The organism is Marinobacter sp. H13, assembly GCF_059072335.1.
Window position 1 is genome coordinate 898,519 of sequence record NZ_JCACRU010000001.1, and the last position, 23,220, is coordinate 921,738.

General features: G+C 58.0%; 25 protein-coding genes. 10 read left to right on the forward strand and 15 right to left on the reverse strand.

The genetic code is table 11. The annotated features are described in order from the left end of the window. The first annotated feature begins 8 nt into the window (after nt 1-8). Nucleotides 9-209 carry a hypothetical protein gene (locus AC5JQH_RS04175; RefSeq protein WP_008173944.1) on the forward strand — a complete coding sequence of 67 codons (201 nt, stop codon included), beginning with the start codon at nt 9-11 and terminating at the stop codon, nt 207-209. Here AC5JQH_RS04175 and AC5JQH_RS04180 read toward each other — a convergent pair. Beyond that, nucleotides 165-1,487: a sensor histidine kinase gene (locus tag AC5JQH_RS04180; RefSeq protein WP_476158956.1), complete on the reverse strand. Its 1,323-nt coding sequence runs from the start codon at nt 1,485-1,487 to the stop codon at nt 165-167. The two genes, AC5JQH_RS04175 and AC5JQH_RS04180, sit on opposite strands and share 45 nt — an antisense overlap. Then, a complete protein-coding gene (locus AC5JQH_RS04185) occupies nt 1,484-2,170 on the reverse strand; it encodes a response regulator transcription factor (protein WP_008173941.1) in 687 nt (228 codons plus the stop codon). The genes AC5JQH_RS04180 and AC5JQH_RS04185 overlap by 4 nt, the downstream gene beginning before the upstream one ends. A gap of 173 nt (nt 2,171-2,343) precedes the next feature. Here AC5JQH_RS04185 and AC5JQH_RS04190 point away from each other — a divergent pair, with 173 nt between their 5' ends. Both AC5JQH_RS04190 and AC5JQH_RS04195 read left to right on the forward strand, forming a co-directional pair. Then, nucleotides 2,344-3,510, forward strand: a complete 1,167-nt coding sequence (locus AC5JQH_RS04190) for a GNAT family N-acetyltransferase (protein WP_273084324.1) — start codon at nt 2,344-2,346, stop codon at nt 3,508-3,510. Between the two features lie 48 nt (nt 3,511-3,558). After that, entirely contained in the window at nt 3,559-4,224 is a 666-nt protein-coding gene (locus tag AC5JQH_RS04195) for a hypothetical protein (RefSeq protein ID WP_273045934.1), read from the forward strand. Between the two features lie 11 nt (nt 4,225-4,235). Here AC5JQH_RS04195 and AC5JQH_RS04200 read toward each other — a convergent pair whose 3' ends face one another. Beyond that, nucleotides 4,236-4,451: a dodecin gene (locus AC5JQH_RS04200; protein WP_008173934.1), complete on the reverse strand. Its 216-nt coding sequence runs from the start codon at nt 4,449-4,451 to the stop codon at nt 4,236-4,238. A 192-nt stretch (nt 4,452-4,643) separates the two neighbouring features. Between AC5JQH_RS04200 and AC5JQH_RS04205 the strand changes: the two genes are divergently transcribed. After that, a complete protein-coding gene (locus tag AC5JQH_RS04205; protein WP_493805326.1) occupies nt 4,644-5,417 on the forward strand; it encodes a DUF3750 domain-containing protein in 774 nt (257 codons plus the stop codon). Between the two features lie 134 nt (nt 5,418-5,551). On the opposite strand, the gene AC5JQH_RS04210 is transcribed toward AC5JQH_RS04205, so the two are convergent. The 3 genes from AC5JQH_RS04210 to AC5JQH_RS04220 form a co-directional block, all read right to left on the reverse strand. Beyond that, nucleotides 5,552-6,868: an SPM autocatalytic domain-containing protein gene (locus AC5JQH_RS04210; RefSeq protein ID WP_493805327.1), complete on the reverse strand. Its 1,317-nt coding sequence runs from the start codon at nt 6,866-6,868 to the stop codon at nt 5,552-5,554. 88 nt (nt 6,869-6,956) lie between these two features. Then, nucleotides 6,957-7,268: an AzlD family protein gene (locus AC5JQH_RS04215; RefSeq protein ID WP_008173928.1), complete on the reverse strand. Its 312-nt coding sequence runs from the start codon at nt 7,266-7,268 to the stop codon at nt 6,957-6,959. Next, nucleotides 7,258-8,004: an AzlC family ABC transporter permease gene (locus AC5JQH_RS04220; RefSeq protein WP_008173926.1), complete on the reverse strand. Its 747-nt coding sequence runs from the start codon at nt 8,002-8,004 to the stop codon at nt 7,258-7,260. Before AC5JQH_RS04220 ends, AC5JQH_RS04215 begins: the two co-directional genes overlap by 11 nt. Before the next feature lie 370 nt (nt 8,005-8,374). Here AC5JQH_RS04220 and AC5JQH_RS04225 point away from each other — a divergent pair, with 370 nt between their 5' ends. Together AC5JQH_RS04225 and AC5JQH_RS04230 are read left to right on the forward strand one after the other, a co-directional pair. Continuing rightward, the gene (locus AC5JQH_RS04225) at nt 8,375-9,472 is read left to right on the forward strand and encodes a Glu/Leu/Phe/Val family dehydrogenase (RefSeq protein WP_273069497.1); all 1,098 of its coding nucleotides are present in this window, start codon (nt 8,375-8,377) and stop codon (nt 9,470-9,472) included. 90 nt (nt 9,473-9,562) lie between these two features. Further along, a complete protein-coding gene (locus AC5JQH_RS04230) occupies nt 9,563-10,975 on the forward strand; it encodes a sodium-dependent transporter (protein WP_493805328.1) in 1,413 nt (470 codons plus the stop codon). Between the two features lie 7 nt (nt 10,976-10,982). On the opposite strand, the gene AC5JQH_RS04235 is transcribed toward AC5JQH_RS04230, so the two are convergent. The 4 genes from AC5JQH_RS04235 to AC5JQH_RS04250 form a co-directional block, all read right to left on the reverse strand. Then, the gene (locus tag AC5JQH_RS04235; protein ID WP_008173920.1) at nt 10,983-11,885 is read right to left on the reverse strand and encodes an NAD-dependent protein deacetylase; all 903 of its coding nucleotides are present in this window, start codon (nt 11,883-11,885) and stop codon (nt 10,983-10,985) included. Between the two features lie 15 nt (nt 11,886-11,900). After that, the gene (locus AC5JQH_RS04240; RefSeq protein WP_491713076.1) at nt 11,901-12,632 is read right to left on the reverse strand and encodes a polyamine aminopropyltransferase; all 732 of its coding nucleotides are present in this window, start codon (nt 12,630-12,632) and stop codon (nt 11,901-11,903) included. 4 nt (nt 12,633-12,636) lie between these two features. After that, nucleotides 12,637-13,197, reverse strand: a complete 561-nt coding sequence (locus tag AC5JQH_RS04245) for a DUF1415 domain-containing protein (RefSeq protein WP_288365120.1) — start codon at nt 13,195-13,197, stop codon at nt 12,637-12,639. A 180-nt stretch (nt 13,198-13,377) separates the two neighbouring features. Beyond that, complete coding sequence (locus tag AC5JQH_RS04250; protein ID WP_008173914.1) at nt 13,378-14,964, reverse strand: ABC-F family ATPase; 1,587 nt, start codon at nt 14,962-14,964, stop codon at nt 13,378-13,380. A gap of 183 nt (nt 14,965-15,147) precedes the next feature. Between AC5JQH_RS04250 and AC5JQH_RS04255 the strand changes: the two genes are divergently transcribed. Further along, on the forward strand, nt 15,148-15,426 hold the full coding sequence (locus tag AC5JQH_RS04255; RefSeq protein WP_088556638.1) for a peptidylprolyl isomerase: 279 nt from the start codon (nt 15,148-15,150) through the stop codon (nt 15,424-15,426). Next, the gene (locus AC5JQH_RS04260; protein WP_405416792.1) at nt 15,426-16,376 is read left to right on the forward strand and encodes a succinyl-CoA synthetase subunit beta; all 951 of its coding nucleotides are present in this window, start codon (nt 15,426-15,428) and stop codon (nt 16,374-16,376) included. The genes AC5JQH_RS04255 and AC5JQH_RS04260 overlap by 1 nt, the downstream gene beginning before the upstream one ends. Here AC5JQH_RS04260 and AC5JQH_RS04265 read toward each other — a convergent pair. After that, a complete protein-coding gene (locus tag AC5JQH_RS04265; protein ID WP_008173909.1) occupies nt 16,373-17,554 on the reverse strand; it encodes a M24 family metallopeptidase in 1,182 nt (393 codons plus the stop codon). The two genes, AC5JQH_RS04260 and AC5JQH_RS04265, sit on opposite strands and share 4 nt — an antisense overlap. 117 nt (nt 17,555-17,671) lie before the next feature. After that, nucleotides 17,672-18,502, reverse strand: coding sequence for a DUF2059 domain-containing protein (locus AC5JQH_RS04270; protein ID WP_062781643.1), 831 nt, complete (start codon nt 18,500-18,502; stop codon nt 17,672-17,674). Nucleotides 18,503-18,601: 99 nt separating this feature from the next. On the opposite strand from AC5JQH_RS04270, the gene AC5JQH_RS04275 reads away from it, so the two are divergent. Further along, entirely contained in the window at nt 18,602-19,309 is a 708-nt protein-coding gene (locus tag AC5JQH_RS04275; RefSeq protein ID WP_008173907.1) for a transglycosylase SLT domain-containing protein, read from the forward strand. 6 nt (nt 19,310-19,315) lie between these two features. Here AC5JQH_RS04275 and AC5JQH_RS04280 read toward each other — a convergent pair whose 3' ends face one another. Beyond that, nucleotides 19,316-20,215 (reverse strand): LysR family transcriptional regulator, encoded by a 900-nt coding sequence (locus AC5JQH_RS04280; RefSeq protein ID WP_088556632.1) that lies wholly within the window; start codon nt 20,213-20,215, stop codon nt 19,316-19,318. Between the two features lie 148 nt (nt 20,216-20,363). Between AC5JQH_RS04280 and AC5JQH_RS04285 the strand changes: the two genes are divergently transcribed. Then, on the forward strand, nt 20,364-20,558 hold the full coding sequence (locus tag AC5JQH_RS04285; protein ID WP_039882018.1) for a hypothetical protein: 195 nt from the start codon (nt 20,364-20,366) through the stop codon (nt 20,556-20,558). 117 nt (nt 20,559-20,675) lie between these two features. Here AC5JQH_RS04285 and AC5JQH_RS04290 read toward each other — a convergent pair whose 3' ends face one another. Together AC5JQH_RS04290 and AC5JQH_RS04295 are read right to left on the reverse strand one after the other, a co-directional pair. Beyond that, complete coding sequence (locus tag AC5JQH_RS04290; RefSeq protein ID WP_008173905.1) at nt 20,676-22,358, reverse strand: AMP-binding protein; 1,683 nt, start codon at nt 22,356-22,358, stop codon at nt 20,676-20,678. Between the two features lie 341 nt (nt 22,359-22,699). Next, on the reverse strand, nt 22,700-23,128 hold the full coding sequence (locus AC5JQH_RS04295) for an Lrp/AsnC family transcriptional regulator (RefSeq protein WP_014577916.1): 429 nt from the start codon (nt 23,126-23,128) through the stop codon (nt 22,700-22,702). Between the last annotated feature and the right edge of the window lie 92 nt (nt 23,129-23,220).

The window sequence follows — 23,220 nt, forward strand, 5'->3', positions numbered from 1 at the left end:
AACGCCCTATGGCCTCTGAAGACGAATACAACAACCCGGGCACGGCAAAGCCCGCGAAGATTCGGAAAGCGGCCTGCGGAATCCGCTTTGACGAAGACGAGCTGCAGGAGGGTATCGACTTTTCCGGCGCCGAAAAACTGAAACCTTCCGACCCGGAGCCGGAGTCAGCCGCCCCCGAAAAACACCGGAAGGCGAAGCGTCACCCGTAAGCCGCCAGTTTCTCCCGCTGCTGCCCCGATCACGCCATCGTGGGCCGCTACGATGTCTCTGGCAATGGCCAGGCCAAGCCCCCAGCCCGTGCCCCCGCGAGACTTGTCTGCGCGGAAGAACGGCTCGAAAAGCTGGCCGATCAGCTCATCCGGAACGCCCGGCCCCTCGTCATCAACCGTTAGCATCAACCAGTCATCGGCCACCGTCACGGCCAGATGAACAGCCCTGCCAGGTGGCGTGTGGTCGAGGGCATTCTGCAGGATGTTGTCGATGGCTCGCTGTAAAAGCCCTTCATCACCCAGCACCGACGCCCTTGAACTTTCCGGCGACACCACGAGTTTGCAGTCCACACCCTGGTGTTCGGCATAGTCCGCTGCATCCTTGAGGACCTGATTGATCACATGCACCAGCCGGAGGGGCTCGCGCTCGATATCGCCGCCGGCTTCGGTAACCCGGTATAACGTCAGTATCTGACCGGTCATGGTTTCAAGCCGTTCGTTCTGGCGCAGAATGCTGGCCATCAGCTCTTCATCTGCACCGGCCTCGTTTGCCAGCTCAATGGCTATACGCTGGCGGGTGAGCGGCGTTCGCAAATCGTGGGAAATATCCCGAAGCAGATGTTTCTGGCGTTCCAGCAGACTGCAGAGCTGTTCGGTCATGGCATTGAAAGCCGTGGCCAGTTGCCCCACCTCATCCCGGCGTTGGGCGATCTTTTCGCTGACTCTCAGAGAATTATCACCGGCCGCAATCGCCTGGGCGGTGCTTTCCATGTGTTTCAACGGTCGCGATACCAGGCGGGCGATCCACCAGCACGCCAGTGAAATCATCAGCAGGGCCAGCCCGAGCTCGATGGCCCTGAAGAATCTCGGGTTGAGCCAGCCGGCGCCCTGCACCCGTGGCCAGGCCACCAACCGGTAACCGCCGCCAACGTCCAGTACCGCGGGTTTCTGCGGGTACCAGCCGGATTTCATGCGGTCGCGGATGAACGAGGGCAGCTTGCCATCGTTTTCATCCTGTTCGAGCAACACCAGAAACAGTTCAAGACGCTCGCCTTCGTCCCGCAGAAAACGCCACGCTTCGCCACGGTCGCCGGCCTCGCGAATTGCGATAGCTTCTTCGGCCAGATCCCTTAGACCTGCCTGGCGCTCGATGGCTTCCCGCTCCCGGTCCAGAAGCATCCTGGTTGCAAGGTTACTGGCCACCACGGTGACCGCCATAGCCAGCCAGATCGACAGGAAGATCCGCCAGAACAGAGGGAACATGGGCCGCTGTTTCATTCTGGCACCCGATAGCTGTACCCCAGCCCCCTAACGGTTTCGATACGGGGCGGGTCGTCGTTGCCCAGTTTTTTGCGAAGGTTACTGATGTGCATATCAAGGGTGCGGTCGTAAGCTTCAAGGCGCCGGCCCAGCGCCCATTGCATGAGATCGGTTTTGCGGACCACGCTGCCTGCGTGTGCCAGAAGAACCTGCAGAACCTCGTACTCGGTGGCGGTCAACTCCATCGCCACATCATTCTGGTAAATTCGGCGATGGCCCGGCTCGACACGTAGGTCGCCATAGGTCCGGGCCGCATTGACTTCGGTTTTCTGGTCCCAGGCAATCCGCCGCAAAAGCGCCTGCAGCCGGGCCACCAGCTCGCGCGGATTACAGGGTTTGGGAATATAGTCATCGGCACCAACCTCGAAACCGACGATCCGATCCGTCTCGTCGCCCCGGGCGGTCAGCAGTACCACGGGCAGATGGGTCTCTGCCCTGAGTTCCCGCAACACCTCGAGGCCACTGATATCCGGCAGCATGATGTCCAGCACGACAATATCGCAGTCCTGACCCAGCGCCAGCGCGAGGCCGTCCCGGCCATTGGCAGCTTCCCGAATGGTAAATCCCTGATTGGTCAGGTAACGGGCAAGCAATTCCCGCAATTCATCATCGTCCTCGACCAGTAACACCCTGTTCTGCATGTCGCTTCTCCACCTGTCGTGCCGACCACAGTTGCTGCTGAAGTCTAACACGCTACCCGCAAACCACTGATTCGGGCCAGGTCACTTTGCAGAACCTTTACACTGACCCCGGGGTGATCAAAAGCTGTCTTCTGACGTATGGTATCGAGTACATAAAGGAGTTTTCCCTCACCATGTCAGAACCCGGACCAGCGACTCTCACACTGGAAACCTGCACCAGCATCAATGATATTCCCGCCCCTGAGTGGGAGCGGCTGGCTGGGCATAGCAATCCATTTCTTCGTTACGAGTTTTTCCAGGCACTGGAAGCGTCCAGATGCACATCCCCGGAGACCGGGTGGTCGCCACGTCACCTCGTGTTCCGAAAGGCTGGCAGAATCGTCGGCCTTGCGCCGGCTTTTCTGAAGAGCCACTCCATGGGGGAATATGTGTTTGACTGGGCCTGGGCCGATGCATACCAGCGGCATGGGCTGGCGTACTATCCAAAATTACTGATCGCCATTCCCTTCACGCCATCCGCAGGCCCAAGGCTGCTGCTGGATCCGGACATTCGACAACAGCTGGTACCGGAACAGGTTCATCACCTGTTGGACAGGCTGACCGATGAACTGGGAGCCCACTCCTGGCACCTGCTGTTTCCCGGCAAAGAGGATCAGGAGCTGCTTCAACACGAGCAGGCCTTACATCGCATCGGATGCCAGTTCCACTGGCATAACCATGATTACCGTAATTTCGAGGACTTTCTGGCGGCGCTGACTTCCCGCAAGCGCAAGTCCATCCGCAAGGAACGTCGCCAGGTTGCGGACCAGGGAATTTCCTTTACACGCTTTCATGGCCGGGATATTCCGGAGCACGTGCTTTCCGCGTTCTATGTGTTTTACCAGGCGACTTATCTGAAACGGGGCCAACGACCTTACCTCAACAAGCGATTCTTTGAGCTGCTTCTGGAACAGCTACCCGAACACGTACATCTGGTGATGGCAGTGCGCGAGGGCGAAATGATTGCCGGTGCCCTGTTCCTGGCGGGCAAAACCACCCTCTACGGGCGTTACTGGGGTTGCCTTGACGAATATAACCACCTGCACTTTGAAACCTGCTACTACCAGGGCATCGAACTGGCGATGGACCTCGGCCTCAGCCATATTGATGCCGGCGCCCAGGGCGAACACAAACTGGTACGTGGCTTTGAGCCGGTAATCACCCACTCCTGGCATGGCGTTCTGCACCCCGGCTTCCGCGAAGCCATAGAAAACTTCACCCGAGAGGAGGCGGACCACGTGCGTGCTTATTTCAGCGATGCGGAATCCGCCCTGCCCTTCCGACAGCAGACGCCGGATTAACTTCTATACTGATAGACCCAGACTGGATTTACGCGGGGGTCAGACACCATGGATACAGACCCATTGTGGAGCATGTTATCGACAGGCGGCCTGCCGCTTCTGCTTTCAGCGGCCGCCCTGGGCCTGGCCGTGATTGCCCTGTTCATCGGATCGGGCGCTCGCCGGCGTAGCGAGGACCAGTTGACCGCATTGCGGGAGCGTTCCGATACGCTGTGGCGGGAAGTTGACGACATACGGGTAGCACAATTCAATCGTCCGGGTGAGTCCGGCAATGGCGCTTCAGGCTCCCCAGTTGAAGAAGCCCGCTATCAGAAAGAAGTGGAAGCCTACGCCAGGATCTGGCCCCAGGTATGGAATCTTCATGAACGCCTGGGCATGTTCCTGAGGGCGGTTGAAGGCGGCGAAGCAGCCGGCGAACTCAGACTGGAAGCCCGCAATGCGGCCCTGGAGGCCCGAGAGCTGCTTAACCGGAACCGCCCCTTCTGCACAGAGTCCGTCGATGAACTGGTTACCCGGCTGATTGATGCCGAGATCAAGGCGCACCTTGCGGCCTGCCAGTATCTGGACCTGCTAAAAGATGTCCCTAGCGACTCATCCAATCATGATCGCCGGGTCTTACAGGACAAGTGCCATAGCCTGCACGAGGGCGAAGCCCGTGAGCTGATGAACCAGCTGGTCTCGTCCATTCGGCACCGGGCAATTCGCAGTAACTAGGGAGCGCCTGTTCAGCTGTTGGCGATACGGAAACCGACTTTCATTACGACCTGATAATGGCCCACCTTGCCATCAACGATATGGCCGCGGGTTTCGGTTACCTCAAACCACTCCATGTTGCGAACGCTTTTACCACATTCCTCAAGTGCATTCTCAATGGCGTCTTCAATGCTTTTCTTGGAAGACCCGACAATTTCCACTTTTTTATACACGTGATGGTCAGACATTAAAGCCTCCTGGGAGTTGCGATTTGTATTTCTGAGCCTAGAAGACAAGCGTCCTCACGGCAAACCACAGCCCGGTACAAGCCTCATCCGCCAACCCACGGCTGGCGTACCTGTCCCCTATAATCCGGGTAGTCGTGCGGAACTTTCTGTGCCTCAGAGGGTCCCGTCTACCCCACGCTTCGGACTGAGTTCATGAAACGATTTTTCAGATACACCGGCTGGTTCTTCGGCGCCGTGCTCCTGCTGCTGGCTGGCCCGATTCTGCTTGCCACCAGTGGCAGCCTGCAGGGAGCCGAGAGCTGGCAAACAGCCACCCGGGAAAGCGCCCGGATTGCCCCTCTGCCAGAACAGGCCGAGGAAGCCATCGTTCAGGTATATGGCGCCCGGGCCTGGAGTTGGCGAGGTTACTTTGCTGTCCATACCTGGATAGCCACCAAGGAAAAAGGGGCCAGCCATTATCGGGTTCATGAAGTGACCGGCTGGCGCAGCTACGTGGTCAATTCCCGGCCCGGTGAGCCCGACAGACACTGGTACGGTGCAAAGCCGAACCTCTATGCCGATATCCGCGGCGAAGAAGCCGAAAAGCTGATTCCCGACATCTACCAGGCAGTGGCGTCCTACCCCTACCCGACCGAATACGAAGCCTGGCCCGGCCCCAACAGCAACACTTTCGTGGCCTGGGTAATCAGGGAGGTTGAGGGCCTTGATGTGGCTCTGCCGAACCACGCGATCGGCAAGGACTACCTCGGCGACCGTATTATCGCAGAGGTTCCGGGTGGCGCGGGTTATCAGGTCTCGCTGGGCGGGTATTTTGGCGTATTGGCAGGCATTCGGGAGGGACTGGAATTGAACCTTCTAGGCCTCTCTTTCGGCATTAACCCGCTGGCACTGGGAGTAAAACTGCCTGGCATCGGAGAGCTGGCCCTGAGAAATACCAATCAAATGCCCAAACCCTCCATGGAGTAAACAAACGGCCCGGCCGGGGGCAAGGCCCCCAAAAAACGCTGTAAATACGTCCGTGTACGCTTGGCTCCGCCATCCCTGGCTCCGCACATTTTTGGGAGCCTTGCCCCCGACCGGACCTGCCTCGGAGTCGATCGCTACAAGCTGGCAAGCTCCAGATACCGGCTCGCCGCCTGCTTCTTCTCATCCTGGCTGTTCAGCATCTCCAAGCGCATCTTGTCGATCAGTTTCAGGTAATCGACGATGGGAGATTCCGGCTTACCGGAATCCTTTGACTCTTCGATAAATGCCTTCTGCTTCTCGCGGATTTCATTGAGCTTCTCAAGCGCGGAGCGGATCGCTTCCACCCGGGCCTCAACCAGACCGTTACCACCGCGATCCGGCGAGCCACTGTCGCGACTCAGTACCGTCTCGGCGGCCGGCGCGTCGGCGGTGTTCTGCTCGGCAAGATCAATTTCTTCCAGGGTGCGAACCTCACCGTCGGTCGTCAGATAGATTCCCGAACCCTTGATCTGGCCCAGCGGCACACCTTGACTGTTGGCCAGCGTGAAGCGGTCTTCTACATTGTCCACGTACAGCGCCTGAACCCCGACTTCCTCCAGGGATTTCAAAGCCTGGGAGCCGTCCGCGGTTTGCACCCACACGGACAGCGATTTAAAGATCTCATCACTGGCATCAATCCAGCGGTTACCGTCGTCATCGAACCGGGCCAGCTCGCCAAAGCCGGAGCCGCTCCGGGGACCAAACAGTTCGGAGCCGTCGTCCACTTTGCCGTTGCCATTTCGGTCCAGCACCAGGTAGCCGCTACCGCTGCCCAGGGTGGCAAACTGCCCGGTTTCACCGTTACCGTTCAGGTCGAACTCGAAGAGGGTATCGGTCAGGCGGGCTGTGGCAGAGCCGAAGTTGATCACCAGAGGGTCGGTGAGTGGCCGTTCCTGAATCTGCACCAGTTCCGAGTACTCGTAGGTCCGGGACTGGGACTGTCGCAGTGACAGGGTGAAGTCGATGGTCTCACCATTCTCCAATGCGATGGTGCCAGTGGAGGCAAAGCTTCTGGATTCGCTCTCCGAGTAAAACATATAGCGTCCGGCAGAAACCGAGACACTGCCCCGACCCTCAACACCCGCATCACCACCGAGCGCGGCACGGCTAACGCTCAGTGCCTGCTGGCCCATCAGAAACAACTCCGAGGTTTTCTCGGCAAGCTGCGCACTGGTAAAGACGCTCTGCTGACCGCCATCCGTCACGGTGCTGCTGCCGCTGAAGGCGAGCTGCTCCTGGCTGCTGTAACGATAGGCAGCCTGGCGCATGAGCGTTAACTCTGAGCCAACCGCGTTCTCATTGGCCTGCGGCGCAGCGGCAGATTGCCGGTTGATGCGGAGCTGCGTGCTGTCGAAAGCCGATACCTGGCGGGAACTGTCCTGGAAAAGCGAAATCTGGCTGGAGGAAATCATGGCTTTGGGCACCTGTAATTACTACACAGGTATATCGGCCGCAGCCCCCCGGACTTGAGCACTTTTTAATCACTTCAGATTCGAGAGGTTAGGCCAGAAACCGCACGATTCCGGCAGCGGCAATCCCGGCGGCAATGGCCGGGAGAGGTTTACGCAACGCCAGCATGGTAACCGCCGTCGTGGTCAGGGCCGCCAGCGCACCAGCGTCCCCCGTCACGGCCATGGGCACAATGATGGCAATCAGGACCGAGCTGGCCATGGTGTTGATAAAGCTCTCGATACGAGGATTGATCTTCACGAACGACATGATGAACACGCCGCCAAAACGGGTTACCAGTGTAACGGCGGTCATGATCGCAATCAGGAACAGAATACCGGCTGTGGTGGTCTCAACGGTCATGGGTGCTGTCCTCCGCGTCAGAAGCAGGCGCAGGCTTTCGCTCGAGCCAGAAGAACCCGATCGCACCACCGGCGAGCGCGCCCACGACGACGTGGGTATTCGCCGGCAACCATTTCCAGGCCGCCAATGAAGCCAGCGCTGTGACGGTCCAGGCCACGAGCACTCTCGGGGATTTCTTGCCGCCCAGTGCCATGGCCAGGAGGAAGCAGCCGAGAACCATGTCCAGGCCCAGGGATTTGGGATCCTGCAGAAGGCCACCAAAATAGACGCCCAGACCGGTCCCGATGATCCAGGCCAGCCAAAGAGCCAACCCGCCACCAAGGATAACCTCCAGGTTTCGTCGGCCACTCTGGTATTCCTGGGCGGAAACCGCCCAGTTGGCATCGGTCAGCAACAGCAAGAGACCATAGCGCTTGCCCGGCGATACATCTTTCAGCATCGGGTACAGCGAAGCGCCCATAAGCAGATGGCGGGAATTGATGGCAAAGACCACCGCGATCATCGGAAGTACAGATACCTCGGTGCCCCACATATCGACGGCGGCAAACTGGGAGGCCCCGGCAAACACCGTCGCACTCATCAGCACCGCCTGGAGCGGCTCAAGGCCTTTCTGGGTAGCTGCCAATCCAAAGGCAGCGCCAAACGCCACCACGAATAACGAGATGGGAAGCAGCCGGAAAAACTCCACCCGTACCCGGGCCGGCTGTAGCTGATAAGAATAGGAAGCGACAGACATCCGGGGAAACTAGGTCAGTTTCCCCGATCCGCGTATAGGTAGTTTCCGCAGAAAGGGGCACATCTGCGACTAATGGACCAGATCCGCGCAACGCATGAGGGCATTTAACCTCATGATTGCCTCAAATGTTTACCGGGGAGGCGCCCGAATCCGGGGATGAGCCTTGTATCGGATAGTTCACATTCGCATGTTGACGTTAACGTCAATTGCCGCTAGTTTGTTTTTCGTCCAGCCCCAAAAGGGCACTTTCGGTGGGCCACCCCCAGCGGATATACCGGACACCTGAAATCGGAACGCCGGCCACAAGCCGGCAGACAAGAACAAGATACCCGCTCATGCCGAGATCCGGCCGGTGGGAGAGGATTTCACAATGCTATTCAGCCATCCCGAGTTCGATAACCACGAACATCTTTCCTTTTTCTGCGATCCCGAAACCGGCCTGAAGGCCATCGTTGCCATACATAACACTTCCCGCGGCCCCGCATTGGGAGGCTGCCGAATGTTTCCCTATGCCTCCGATGAAGAGGCGGTTCGCGATGTCTTGCGGCTTTCGCGGGGTATGACCTACAAATCGGCCCTCGCCAACCTGGATCTGGGTGGCGGCAAGTCCGTGATTATTGGCGACCCGCGCAAACAGAAAACCGAAGCGATGATGGAGGCCATGGGCCGCCATCTGGAAAGTCTTGGCGGGCAGTACATTGCGGCAGAAGACTCGGGCACCAGCGTCCCCGACCTCAAGGTCATGGGCCGACACACCAGCCACGTTGCGGGAATTGCCTCGCGCACCGGCTTCGACGGCAACCCAAGCAACGGCGACCCGTCACCGGCGACAGCCTACGGCACCTTTATCGGCCTCAAAGCAGCGGTAAAACACAAACTTGGGCGGGACGACCTCAACGGTTTGAAAGTAGCCATTCAGGGCATCGGTAATGTCGGTTTCCGGTTGGCCAGACACCTGAAGGACGCCGGCGCTGATCTCTGGGTCTATGACATCCATGACGACAATATGCGGCGGGCCGTGGATCAGCTGGGAGCCAAGCCAGCGGCTGCCGAGGACATATTGTCACTGCCTGTGGACGTGGTAGCGCCCTGTGCCATGGGGGCAGTACTGAACGATGACAGCATTCCCCAACTGAAGGCCCGGATCGTCGCCGGCGCCGCCAACAATCTGCTGGAACACCCTGAGCACGATGCCATGCTGCGGGACCGGGGCGTTCTCTATGCACCGGACTTTGCCATCAATGCCGGCGGCATCATCGATGTGTTCTACGAGCGCGCCGGCGCCACACCGGAAACCGTTCGCGCCCACGTCGATACCATCGGCGATACCCTGACCGAAATCTTCAACCGTTCCGACCGCTCGGGTCGCCCCACCGGGGAGATTGCCAACGAGCTTGCCGAGGAACGGTTCAAAAAGCACATCGCCGGAGCCGGACAGGCGTCCGAGCGGTTGGCCCGCACCGGCTGAGCTGACACCGGCGCACCCCCAGGAAGCTGCGGATAGCTGCAGCTTCCCTCTTAAACCCTGATACAAAAACAAATACTCCGGGAGATAGTTATGTCCGTCACTTCTTCAGATTCCGCCGCTTATTCCGGGGCGCTTGAAGGTTCAAACGCCCAACGCGGGCTCTGGTCATCACGTCTGGCCTTTATTCTTGCCGCTACCGGCTCTGCCGTGGGCCTGGGCAATATCTGGAAATTTCCTTATGTCACCGGTGAGAACGGTGGCGGCGCCTTCGTGCTGGTGTATCTGCTGTGCATCGCGGTCGTCGGGATTCCTATCATGATGGCGGAAGTCATGATCGGTCGTCGCGGTGGCAGGAGCCCCGTCAAGAGTCTGAGCCTGATCGCCGAGCATGACCGACTCAAGCCGGCCTGGAAGCTGGTCGGTGCCATCGGCATTCTGGCGGGTTTTCTGATTCTGTCGTTCTACTCGGTCATCGGCGGCTGGGCCATTTCCTACGTAGGCACAACCGCCAGCGGCCAGCTTGCCGGGCAGTCTGCCGATGCCGTAGGCGCGATATTCTCGGGCCTTCTAAGCGATCCCACCAAACTGCTGGCCTGGCATACCCTGTTCATGGCTATGGTGATGGTTGTGGTAGTGCGAGGCGTTCGCTCGAGGCTTGAGCGGGCTGTCAGCATTCTCATGCCGGCCCTGTTCGTACTGCTGCTGATCGTGGTCGGCTATGCAATGACAACCGGGCACTTCGGGCAAGCCGCCGCATTCCTGTTCCAGCCCGATTTCTCCAAGCTCACAACATCCGGAATACTGGTAGCCCTGGGGCACGCGTTCTTCACCCTGAGCCTTGGTATGGCGGTCATGATGGCTTATGGCTCTTACCTGCCTAAGAACATTTCCATTGCCAAGACCTCGATCAGCGTATCGGTCATCGACACCGGCGTGGCGCTGCTCGCAGGCCTGGCCATCTTCCCGATTGTGTTCGCGAACGGCCTTGAGCCGGGAGCGGGGCCGGGGCTGATCTTCCAGACCCTGCCGCTGGCCTTCGGTCAGATGCCCATGGGTTCCCTGTTCGGCACCCTGTTCTTTGTACTTCTGATCTTTGCCGCCTGGACGTCGGGGATTTCGCTTCTGGAGCCGATTGTGGAATGGCTGGAAGAGCGTAAAGGCATGAACCGCACCGTCAGCACACTGGGCGCCGGTTTTGTCTGCTGGGGACTGGGCATTGCCTCGATTCTGTCCCTGAACCTCTGGTCCGACTTCGCACCGCTTGGCTTTGTCCCCATGCTGGAAGGCAAGACCATTTTCGACCTGCTGGACTTCTTCACCGCCAACATAATGCTGCCCCTGGGCGGACTGCTGGTGGCCCTGTTTGCGGGCTGGGTGATGTCACGTCAGGCCATGGAGCGTGAACTGGCACTGTCACCGGCCATGTTTAACCTGTGGCTGATCACCGTGCGTTTCATCACTCCGGTTGCCGTGGCAGTGGTGTTTATCTACAACCTGATGTAAGCCGCCGCTAAAGCTGATCGAGGGAGGCCTTCAGGGTCTCCCCGATCCTCGCGTTCAACTTCAAATCTACCAGATCTTCAGCCCGCGTCCGCCCCAGGTTCAGGGTGGCAATGGGCTTGTTCCATTCGTTGGCGTACCGGCAGAAACGGAACCCGGAATACACCATCAACGACGAACCGATTACCAAGAGGCCATCACTGGCCTTCAGCGTATCCAGGGCCGAATACACCCGGTCTTTTGGAACATAGTCACCAAAGAACACCACATCCGGCTTCAGAATCCCTTCGCACTTCGGACAATCCGCCAGCCGGAAATCCTCGAAATCCACATCCAGATCGGCATCGCCATCCGGCGCTGTCTCGGCGGTGTATTTCTGGAACCCCGGGTTCAGATCGGCGCAACGGTCGTGCACCTCATCCCGCGGGCAACGGTAGCCGCAACTCATGCACACCACCTGATCGGCCCGCCCGTGCAGGTCCGTCACCCCCCGGGTGCCTGCCTTCTGGTGCAACCGATCCACGTTCTGGGTAACCACCAGACTGCTGTGGTTGAGCAGTTCCAGGTCAGAGATGTAATGGTGGGAAGGATTGGGCCTGGCATTACGCATGACCGGCCAGCCAATCAGGCTCCGGCCCCAGTAGCGCTGGCGGGTGTAGACGTCTTCCATGAACGCCTTGTGCTGAACCGGCTGCTTGCGCTTCCAGGCGCCATCGCCGTCCCGGTAGTCCGGGATGCCCGAATCGGTACTGACCCCTGCGCCAGTCAGGATCAGCAAGCGAGGATGGCGCTGGATAAACTCCGCCAGCAACGCCCCGGCCTCCTCCGGCTCATGCAACACCGGCGGCTGCTCCGGCTCGGGCAGGCGCTGGCTGGAGCTGAAAGGTCGGCTGCGGTGCGTGGTTAAAGACATACAGGCTCCGGTTTCTCAGCCCGGCTTACGGGCCACATACACGGTGTTGAACGATTCCCTGTTCTGAAATGGATTGAAGAAGGATACGACATGGCAGGCCACATCGGTGAACACCTTGTTGAGAACGGCCATGAACTCGTCATCTTCGCCCTCGTTCGACCACATGGCAAACACCCCTCGGGGCTTCAGTTGCCGCGCCATCAGCCGCAGGTTGTTGGCGGTGTAGAAGCTGGCACTGGAATCGTGCAGCAGCACCCGGGGGGAATGGTCGATATCCAGAAGAATGGCATCGAATGGCTTGCCGGGGTTCTTCGGATCGAAACCACCCTCTGCCGGATCGGCAATTGCCAGGTCGAAGAAACTGCCATGGACGTAGCGGTTCCGGGGATCGGCATTCAGATCTTTACCAAGAGGCACCAGCTCCTGCTGATGCCATCCGATAACGGGTTTCAGATACTCAACCACCAGCAGTTCGGCAACACGCTCGTGCCTGAGCGCCGCCACCGCGGTGTAACCCAGGCCCAGGCCACCAACAACTACCCGGAGATCATCGCCCTCGGTTTCGCCCAGCCCGATATCAGAGAGAGCCACTTCGGCATCCACGAACATGCTGGACATCAGGAATTCCTCGCCCAGCTTCACCTCGTAGATATCCCTGTCGCCAATCGCCGGAATCCGGCGTCTGCGAAGCGTGATCTCACCAATCACCGAAGGCTGGCTGTCAATCTGTTCGAAAAGCAGTCCCATCTGTTCAGACCTTGCGAGTGGATTCATCAAGACAGGAACGCAGAATACTCCGCATCTTCTCCGAGCCCAGCTCGTTCATCAGTTCAATGTTTCTCTGCGGGATCCCATCCACATCAGGATAACTGTCAATGGCCGCTTCCAGACTGGCTTCCCGCAAGAGGTGCAGCATGGGAAATGGCGAACGATTGGTGTAGTTCTCCGCCGCATCGGGCTCGGTGCCCGCAAACCGGTAATCCGGGTGGAAACTGGCGATTTGGTAAACGCCTTCCATATCCAGATACGCCAGCAAACCATCAGCCGCATCAAGGAATTCATTGTAGGGCCCGAAGTCCTGCAATACACCCGGATGGATCAAAAGCGTGGTTTCAATCTCCGGCTCGTCTTCAAGTCGTTGAAGCTCCGAGTGCAGGGCCTGCAGCAGCTCGTCTTCCGTTTCGGCTTCAGAAACCACAAACCGTACCCGGTTCCGCACCAGTTCCCGTTTGGCGAACGGGCACAAGTTGTAGCCGACCACGACGTCTTCAACCCATTTGCGGGTAGCACTAATGACTTCAGTCTCGCCCATTTTTCCGTATCCGTTGTTTTGTTTGAGGCTCACTCACAGGTAAGAGCGGGCGTGTGGGACTGGCTTTCCAAAACTGTGCGGAGCCAGGGATGGCGGAGCCCAAGCGCCCCATGGATGGGCCGCAAGGAGCGTGTTTTGGAAAGCCAGTCCCACATGACCGCCTGCACCCAACCCTGAGCCTTAGAAGTACCCCTGGCTCCGAAGATAATCATCATAAGAGCCACTGAAATCAGTCACCCCATCAGCCTTAAGCTCAATAATTCGAGTCGCAAGGGAAGAAACAAACTCCCGATCATGGCTGACGAAAATCAGTGTACCCGGATAGTTCTCCAGCGCCAGGTTCAATGCCTCGATGGACTCCATATCCAGGTGGTTCGTGGGCTCATCCATCAGCATCACATTGGGCTTCTGCAAAATCAGCTTGCCGAACAGCATCCTGCCCTGCTCTCCGCCCGAGATCACCCGCACCGATTTCCCGATATCGTCACCGGAGAACAGCATGCGGCCCAGGGTGCCGCGCACCAGCTGCTCGCCACCCTTGGTCCACTGGGCCATCCAGTCGGTCAGGGTTTCATCCTCGGCAAAGTCCGCCGTGTGGTCCTGGGCGAAGTAGCCCACTTCCGCGCTGTCGGTCCACTTCACCTCGCCACTGTCGGGCGTGTAGGCCCCTGACATGCATTGCAGAAGCGTGGTTTTGCCGATGCCGTTGGGACCGATGATGGCGATTCGTTCGCCGGCTTCGACCTGCAGGTTCAGATTCTTGAACAGGGGCTTATCATCAAAGCCCTTGGTCATGTTCTTGAGAGTCACCGCCTGACGGTGAAGTTTCTTGCCCTGTTCAAAACGGATAAACGGGCTCACCCGACTTGAGGGCTTCACCTCTTCCAGCTGGATCTTGTCGATCTGGCGGGCACGGGAGGTAGCCTGCTTGGCCTTGGAGGCGTTGGCCGAAAAGCGGCTGACAAACTGCTGCAGTTCGGCAATCTGCGCCTTTTTCTTGGCGTTGTCCGACAGCATACGCTCGCGAGCCTGGGTGGCGGCGGTCATGTATTCGTCGTAGTTGCCCGGGAACAGGCGCAGTTCGCCATAGTCCAGATCCGCCATGTGGGTGCACACGCTGTTCAGGAAGTGGCGGTCGTGGGAAATGATAATCATGGTGCTGTTGCGGGCCACCAGTATGTTTTCCAGCCAGCGGATGGTGTTGATGTCCAGGTGGTTGGTGGGCTCGTCCAACAGCAACACATCAGGATCGGAGAACAGCGCCTGGGCCAGCAACACCCGCAGCTTCCAGCCCGGTGCCAGCGCGCTCATTGGGCCGTTGTGTTGCTCCAGCGGAATATCCAGGCCAAGCAACAGCTCGCCGGCGCGGGCATCGGCGGTATAGCCGTCCATTTCAGCGAACTGGACTTCCAGGTCCGCGACCGCCATCCCGTCTTCTTCGCTCATCTCGGGCAGGGAATAGATCCGATCACGCTCTTTCTTGACGTTCCAGAGTTCCTCATGGCCCATGATCACGGTATCGATCACCGAGCAATCCTCATAGGCAAACTGGTCCTGGCGCAGTTTACCCAGACGGACATTGGGCTCCAGCATGACCTGGCCGGCGGAGGGCTCGAGATCGCCACCCAGGATTTTCATCAGTGTGGACTTGCCACAGCCATTGGCCCCGATCAGGCCATAGCGATTACCGTTACCAAATTTGGCGGAGACGTTTTCAAACAGGGGTTTAGCCCCGAATTGCATGGTGATATTGGCGGTGGAGATCAAGAAACAAACCTGTCGATGTGGGGCCGGGCATGCGCCGGCGAAAAGAAAGCCGGCATTGTACAGGTTTGCCCGGTGGACTGTGAGGCCGCAGAAACACGGATAAAAAGGGCTTGCCTCTGACGAGCTCTGCGGGCAGCATTCCGGTTCTGATGTATACATTCATCCGACACAAGGACATTGATCATGGCACAGGCTACAGCGCGTCACATTCTGGTAGACAGCGAAGCGAAATGCGAAGAACTGAAAAAGGCGATTGAAGGCGGACAGGACTTTGCCGAAGTGGCAAAGCAGCACTCCTCCTGCCCCTCCGGTCGCAACGGCGGAGATCTTGGCTCCTTTGGCCCGGGCCAGATGGTTCCCGAGTTCGACAAAGCGGTTTTCAACGGTGAAGTGAACACCGTTATCGGTCCGGTCAAGACCCAGTTTGGTTATCACCTGCTGGAAGTGACCAGCCGCAGCTAATGATTCCTGGTTCCATACCGGGACTGCAAACCACTGGCCGGCGGCTACCGCTGCTGGCCGGTGCCGCTTCTCTGCTCATCGCGCCTTTTCTGTTTGTCGGCGGGCCTGACTGGGCCTCGGGGCCACTTCTCAAATCGGCCTGGAACCTTGGCCACATCCTTCTGTTTGCACTACTCACTCTGGCGGTCAGACCCTGGCAGTGGCTAAGTGGCTGGCGTCTATGGCTCGCGGTTACCGTCGTCTTGCTGGTGCTCGGAATTGGTATCGAGTTGATCCAGGGCGGACACAATCGCGACATGGATGGGCGGGACCTCCTGCGCAACCTGATTGGCAGTTGGCTGGTTATCGCATGGCGCCCCTTGCTTACATCAGAGCGGCGAAACTCTCTCGGCGAAGGCCTGGTGGCCGCATCCGTTGCGCTGCTACTGTGTCTTGAGCTGGGAGCTACCGGCATGGTGGCTGCCCGGCAATGGCAGGTACACCAACAACTTCCTCTGCTATACGATTTCACCCATCAGGATCCCGGCGCATTCTGGACCGGCAGGCTCACGGTCTCTGCCGACCACTCGCTGAATAATGCGCAGAGCCTGAAACTTGATCTGGGCACTGAAACCTACTCGGGGGTCTCACTCAACAATCTCCCGGCCGATTGGCATGATTACGAAACACTGAGCATCACCCTGTTCAATCCCTCAACCGCTCCCCTGACGCTGACGCTTCGAATCAATGACGTAGCCCATGACCGCAGCGATCATGCCTACAACGACCGCTACAACACCCGCCTGACACTGGGTCCTGGTTCCAATACCTTCACCCTGAAACTGGCCGACATCGAAAACGCTCCCGATGGCCGGTCCATGGATATGTCCCAAGTCAGAAGAATGGGGCTTTTTGCGGTTCGCCTGCCCGAGCCACGCACTGTTTGTCTGTTGGATCTGAGACTGGACTAACCGAGCGTCCAGGGATTATCGGTTATCGGTTCGGCGCCAGCGTCGGTGACCAGAATCGTTTCGCTACACCCAATGCCCCATTGCCCGGGAATACGCAAACAGATGGGCAGGTGGAAAACCATGCCCGGTCGAAATTCCACATTGCCACCCCTGGCGATGAACCCCGAGCCCTCAACCCAGGATGGCGGGAACTGGGCGCCCACCGTGTAGCCAAATACCCCGGAGAAAAATACCTTTCCGGCCAATGGCTGGAGCGCCTTCTCAGCGTTCTGGGCAGCCTGGTCGAAAGTAACTCCCGGGCAGATCGACGTCAGCAGGGTGTCCACAATCCGACGGCAGCCGTCATGGACCCGACGCATTTCAGTCGATGGGTCGCCACCAGCAACCACGGTCTGCATCATGGGTGCGGTGTAGCGGTTCCAGGCCGAGCCGAATTCCAGAAAAACAGGATCGCCTTTCTGCACCACCGTACGTTTGTGATTGCAGTGGATCACGCTGCTGCGACGGCCGGTAACAACAATTGGCTGCATGCTCATGAATTCACTGCCGGCCGCCAGCAGCGCCCTCGCGCCTTCGGCGGCTATGTCATTATCAGTGACGCCCGGCTGGACCGCGGCCACGGCCGCCCTGAAACCTTCGGCTGTTATCCGGGCGCTTTCACGCAGGCAACGGATTTCGGCATCGGACTTGACGATCCGGATCTGCTTCAACAGACCGCCGTTATTCAGAAATCTTACTCCGGGCATCCGAGCTTGCAGGCCTTCCAGCACGCCCTGGCGCAGAGAGCCATGCCAGGCATCAATACCCACGGTCTCCACGCCGTCGTTCAGGGCCTGAACCAGTGGTTCCAATACCTCGCCGATGCCTTCCCACCGGTATCCGCTGACCCGGGCGACCCGGGTTGTCATCATCGCAGGCCCCATCTCGATAGACGGCACCTGCAAAAGCAGGTCCTCCTGGGTAACCACCAGGGCCACGTGAACGGATACTTCAAAGGTGCTATAACCGGTCAGGTAGAAAATATCCGAAGGATCGGTCAACAGCAGGGCGCCAAAATCCTCCCGAGCCATCCCATCCCGGACACGAGCAAGTCGCTCGTCGAACTCCTGCTCCGGAAACGGACACTCCAGCCCCCTCAGTTGTGAGGACAAGGCTTTCTGATAGGCATTGAAATCCATAACGACACTCCTCACTCGCAAATACTAGGGAGATTGGACCCTATTCTGGCTTTGCACAAACCCCGAGCAAGAAATTATTCCAGCATCACATTGACTCAGAACGGCAACCGAGGGGATTCACTGACCGCCTGGTGATTCCGGACTGAGGAACCGCGACATCTGCTTGCCTATGCTTTCCACCGGCTCGGTAATCGCCTGCTGGATGCTGTTGGTTACAACTTTCGAGAAAGCCGAGCCGGCAGAGCTCTCCAGGAACTCCAGGTAGAGATCCATCTCCTGGCCACCGATGTTCTGGTAGGTATACAGATAGCTGTCGTAAACCTGCTGACCCACCACGCCCCTGAGCATGCTGCGCTGGCTTTCAATGCGTTGGCGCAGCTGCTCGTAATTGGCCGAATCACTGCTGAACGCCGCCATTGCCGTTGCCAGGCCGAGCTGCACTGCGATCGTTGTATCCACCGCGCTTTCTGTGGCCCGCGCAGCCCGATCAAACCGATCGAACATTTCCGCTTTGCGCGTGCCCTTGTACCGGCTGTTCAATTCCATGGCACTGGACTGGATTTTCGGCCAGGCCGAGGGTTCCGAAGCTGCAATCTCGGCCGAAGAAATCTTTCTGGCCACAGGGGTTTCGTACCAGTCATGGACTGCCTGGAGCTGCGAATCCGTGAGTTTGGCTTGCAGATCGTTAATGATCTGCTGCTCGATATCCACGGAATTGAAACCGCTGCTCACGATGTTCCCGATGGTATTGGCCATCATTGGAGGAAGCTGACCATTCTGTTTGAGTCCTTCCCGGATTCCCTGGCTCATCATGGCCGGGTAACGGGCCACGATATCGTCAACAGGCGATACTTCCAGCACCTGGCGGGCATCCGGCGCTGCCTGGGCAGTACCAGTAACAAGAAGTGCTGTGATTAAAAGAGGTTTAATTATGGGAAATCGCGTCATTTACCTATCATCCCGAGTGAATCATTGATTCCCTTATGCCATGGGTTCGAGGCAGGCAGCAAGCAATCCCGCGGCCCTGGAGATGACGGTTTGGTAGGAATGCGAAAGAAACGTACCCGCAAGACCAAAAGTCGGCAACTGGCTCTGGAAACCTGGAAAAGCCGGGCAAGATGGTATGGGCTTCCAATGCTGGGGCTGCTGATGGGTCTCTGGGCAACGCTCCGCTTCAGCCTGTTGGCACCGGATCCTCCGGCAAACCCGGAGAACATCTGTGAAATCTTCCGGGAACACCCGGTGTGGTATGACTACGCCAACGACTCCAGGCAACGCTGGGGCACACCCATCGCCACCCAGTTAGCGTTTGTCTATTACGAGTCGTCATTCCGCAGCCATGCGCGTCCACCACGCACACTGCTCTGGGGCTTTATTCCCTGGACCAGGCCCACAACCGCATACGGTTATGCCCAGGCCCTCGACCCGGCCTGGCGGGAATACCTGCAGGCCAATGGCGAAGGCTGGTTCACCGTTCGCACCGACATGGAACACGCGCTGGATTTCGTGGGCTGGTACAACCAGCTAAGCCACCGGCAGCTTGGCATTCCCTTCTCGGCCCCCAGAAAGCTGTACCTTGCCTACCACGAAGGCCGGGGCGGATATGCCCGCAGAAGCTTCGAAGAGAAACCGGACGTGATGGATCTGGCCGCCCGGGTACAGACCCGGGCTTTCCGATACGACAATCAGCTGAAAACCTGCGAGCAGGAATTCCAGTGCTGGCGCTGGTACCAGTTCTGGCCGTTCTGCGGCTGACGCTCGTCAGAAAGCGGAAGAAATCTCCATCTGGGACTCCAGCGACTGCAGGCGTTCCACCAGATACTCCATAACGATACGGACCCGGGCCATTTGCTGGGTATCCTGGTTTACATGCAGCCAGAGATCCACGCTCTCACCCTCCAGCGGGTCCGACAGGCGGCGGAGTTCACGAGTGCTCTCCCCCAGGTAGCAGGGCAAAACCGCCAGGCCGGCGCCGGCTTTCGCCAGCGCGTGCATGGATTGCAGGCTGTTGCAGCGAATGAAAGAGGTAACGTTCTTCAACTGTTTTCTGTACCACCGGCCCGTCGCCAGATGGCTGAAGGTTTCATCCGGTATGATCCAGAGGCAACCTTCCGGACGGTTTTCCACATCCATGTCACGATGCCGCCGGCAATAGCGGGCCGCCCCGTAAACGGCGGATTCGATGGAGGCGATTCGCTCGCCTTCCAGAGTTGCCTGCGGCTTGTTCTCGGGCCGCAAGGTGAGATCCGCTTCCCGATGGCTGAGGTTCGCCACATCGTTATCAGTAAGCGTCTCCAGCTCGATATCCGGGAACTCCCGAACCAGCTCGGCCAGGATCGGGCTGAGCAGCGCGCTCATCATTGCGTCTTCAGCCGCCAGCCTGACTTTCCCCACCGGCGCCGAATCCTGCCCGACCAGTTTGCGCTCGAGATTTTCCATCTCGATGGCCAGCCGATCCGCCTCCCGGAACGCGGTCTCCCCCACGGGAGTGAGCTGAAGTCCATCCCGGCTGCGTTCAAAAAACTGTACACCCATCGACTCTTCCATCTGGTCGAGTCGCCGTAAAACTGTGGTTTGGTGCACACCCAGTAATTCGCCGGCCTTGGCTAGCGTTCCGCCTATTGCCAGCGCCCGTATATATCGAAGATAATCCCAATCCATAGTTACTGCATATTTGCAACGTGAGTACGGATTTTAACGTATTCAAACTGCAAATAAGAACCCTTAGAATCGCTTTTAAATTAAAGGTAGATCCCTAACTAACCTACCTACCAAAATCAATACACTCATTAAAAAGGAGGAAGGCGCTATGACTCAGAACCATATCGCAACCGTAAACCCGCTGCCGTCCAGTATCCTCCACAACAGTGCTGAGGTCAGGCGCCAGTATACCCGTGCTGCGGCAAAGCAGGCGGTACAGTTTTTCAGTCGCAAGATGCGGAGCTTCAACCGGAAAGCAGCAAACGTTGCTCCGGACATGAGCCAGATGCAGGGCGGCCACTAAAACGGCAGCCGAATCTGGCATGAGCGGGGAGATCGCTCAGGCTGAGAACAGAAAGAACATAAGGATTTGAAAACGCCGTTGGCTCCCAGGGAACCAACGGCGTTTTACGTTAGCGGATCAGAATTCCCAGACGACTTTTTTCTTCTGGCTGAACCAGTCGTCCATCTTCTGGTTGTAGAAATCTTCTATCACATTCCGCTTGATCTTCATGGTCGGCGTCAGCATGCCGTTTTCCATAGTCCAGGGCTCCCGAACCACCACGACAAAAGCTACCTTCTCGTGGGACTCGCACTCCGCGTTCACCGCCTCCAGTTCGGCCGCAAGTTCCTGCTCGAGCTCACCGCGATCCATTCCGGTCTCCAGTTCATCCCTGGCCTCTTCCGACAGCAGGACCATCAGGCAAGGCTGCGGCTGGTTGGCACCGGCCACACAGACCACTTCGGCCTTTGGATGATTAAACCGGTTTTCGATGGGCACCGGCACCACGTATTTGCCTTTGGAGGTTTTGAACAAATCCTTTACCCGGCCTGTGATACGGAGGGTGCCGTCCCGATCGATCTCGCCCATATCTCCGGTTTTCAGGAAGCCATCCTCGGTGAGGTCCTCCTTGGTTTTCTCCTCATTCTTGTAGTAACCCAGCATCTGGCCCGGGCTTTTAACCTGGACTTCTCCGCCCTCTCCGATGCGGTGCTCAACCCCTGGATTCGCCATACCTACCGAACCGGCGCGAGCCTGGCCTGGTCGGTTGGCGTGGGAATAGCCGAAGTTTTCCGACATCCCGTACACTTCCAGCAGCTCGAGCCCAAGGTTGCGATACCAGTTAACGATGTCCGCTGACAGCGGCGCTGCGCCGGTCAGGGCTGCCCGACAATAATCCAGCCCCAGCTGTTTCAAGACCTTCTTCTTCACAAGGCCGCTGATAATGGGGAGACTGAAGAGCAGCTTCTGCTTTTTGGGCGGCAGTTTGGCGTTTACACCAAGATAGAACTTCATCCACAGGCGCGGGACCGAGAAAAACAGCGTCGGCCTTGCCCGCTGCAGGTCCTCCTGGAAGGTATCCAGGGAATTCGCAAAATAGAGATGAAAGCCATAGTAGAGGGACTGCGTTTCGACAGCTGCCCGCTCAGCCACGTGAGCCAGGGGCAGGTAAGAAAGCATGCGCTCGTCAGAGGAAACCGGGAACAGCTGCTGCAGGCCATCAGCTACTGAAATCATGGTCCGGAAGCTGTGCATGACGCCCTTGGGGCGGCCGGTGCTGCCGGAGGTATAGACAATCGTGGCCAGGTTATCCGGATCCGGCAGCTTGGGCTGCGCAGGCGACTGTTCGGCCACAATCTCCGACCACTTGGGCGTATCATCCCGTGGCGACAGGGGCAGGGAAATGAGCGGCAAGTCTGCCGGAATGTGGTTCTTGATGTCATTCCAGCCGTCTGCGGTCCCGTCCAGTTTTCCGAGGAACAGGAGCTTTGCCTCACTGTGCTCGAGAACGTAGGCAGCAGTATCTCCGTTGAGGGTGGGATAAAGTGGCACCGAAACATGGCCTGCCGCCCAGATCGCCAGATCGGCCAGGATCCAGTGCGCGCTGTTTTTTCCGAGGATACTGATATTGCTGGGTTCCGGAAGCTTCAGGCTGTCCAGGTAAGCCGCCATGCGGGATACCTGATCGGCTGCTTCTCTCCAGGTAATATCTTCCACCCGGCCATCCGGGTAAGGCTGAGTAAGGTAAACGTTGTCGGGGGTTTCCTCTGCCCAGTAATACAGGCAATGGAGTGAGGTCTGCTTCCGGGGGTCTACCGCCATAAACGGCTCCTTTTTGTTATTGTCCTTCGTGTTTAGGTCATGCCATTGCGATTCATACTAGCGTCATTTCAGACCCGCTCAATAGCAATTAGTGCCCGCGCCATTGGCAAATTAATCCTCGCCCGAGAACTGTTACTCAAAATTTTTCGTAACATTTGTCAAGTTTGAGCTAGTGTGAAGGGTGTACACCCTCCTTTTCGAGCAAATTGGATGTAGCCATGAGCAAACCAAAACGTTCGTTTTTAATCTTTCCGGCCTGGGGCATCATTCTTCTGGGTTCCGGTGCCTTTTTCTACAGCGCCTATGCGGGCATGCTGGGCACCTGACCCGGGAAAACCGTTTTAACGCCGAAACCGGGTTTCGAGGACAACGGCAGAGTTGGTCCTCTCAACTCCCTCAAGGTTGCCAATGTCATCCAGTACGGCGCTCAGTTCCTCCAGGGACTGAGCTTGAACAATGGCAATTAGGTCGTACTCCCCACTGACGGAAAACAGCTGCGATACCTGGCTGATTTGCTCCAGAGCAGCATTGGTTCTGCCGGTGAGCTTCTGGAACACCTTGATCGATACGTGAGCCTCCACCTGGCTCGCCGAAAACTCACCCCCCAACTGAACCGAGTAACCACGGATGACACCGCTGGCCTCCAGACGCGCGATACGGTTCTGCACCGTCGACCGCGACACATGCATGGCTTTGGCGAGCTCGGTGACACTGGCCCGAGCATTCTGCCGCAGCAGCATTAGCAGTTTCTGGTCCCGTGAACTGATCATATTGCCGAACCTACTTTACAATTTGCATCTATTGTAGATCATTTCGATCATTCTGCAGCTGCATTATGGCGCTGACGGCTTTCATACTGGGC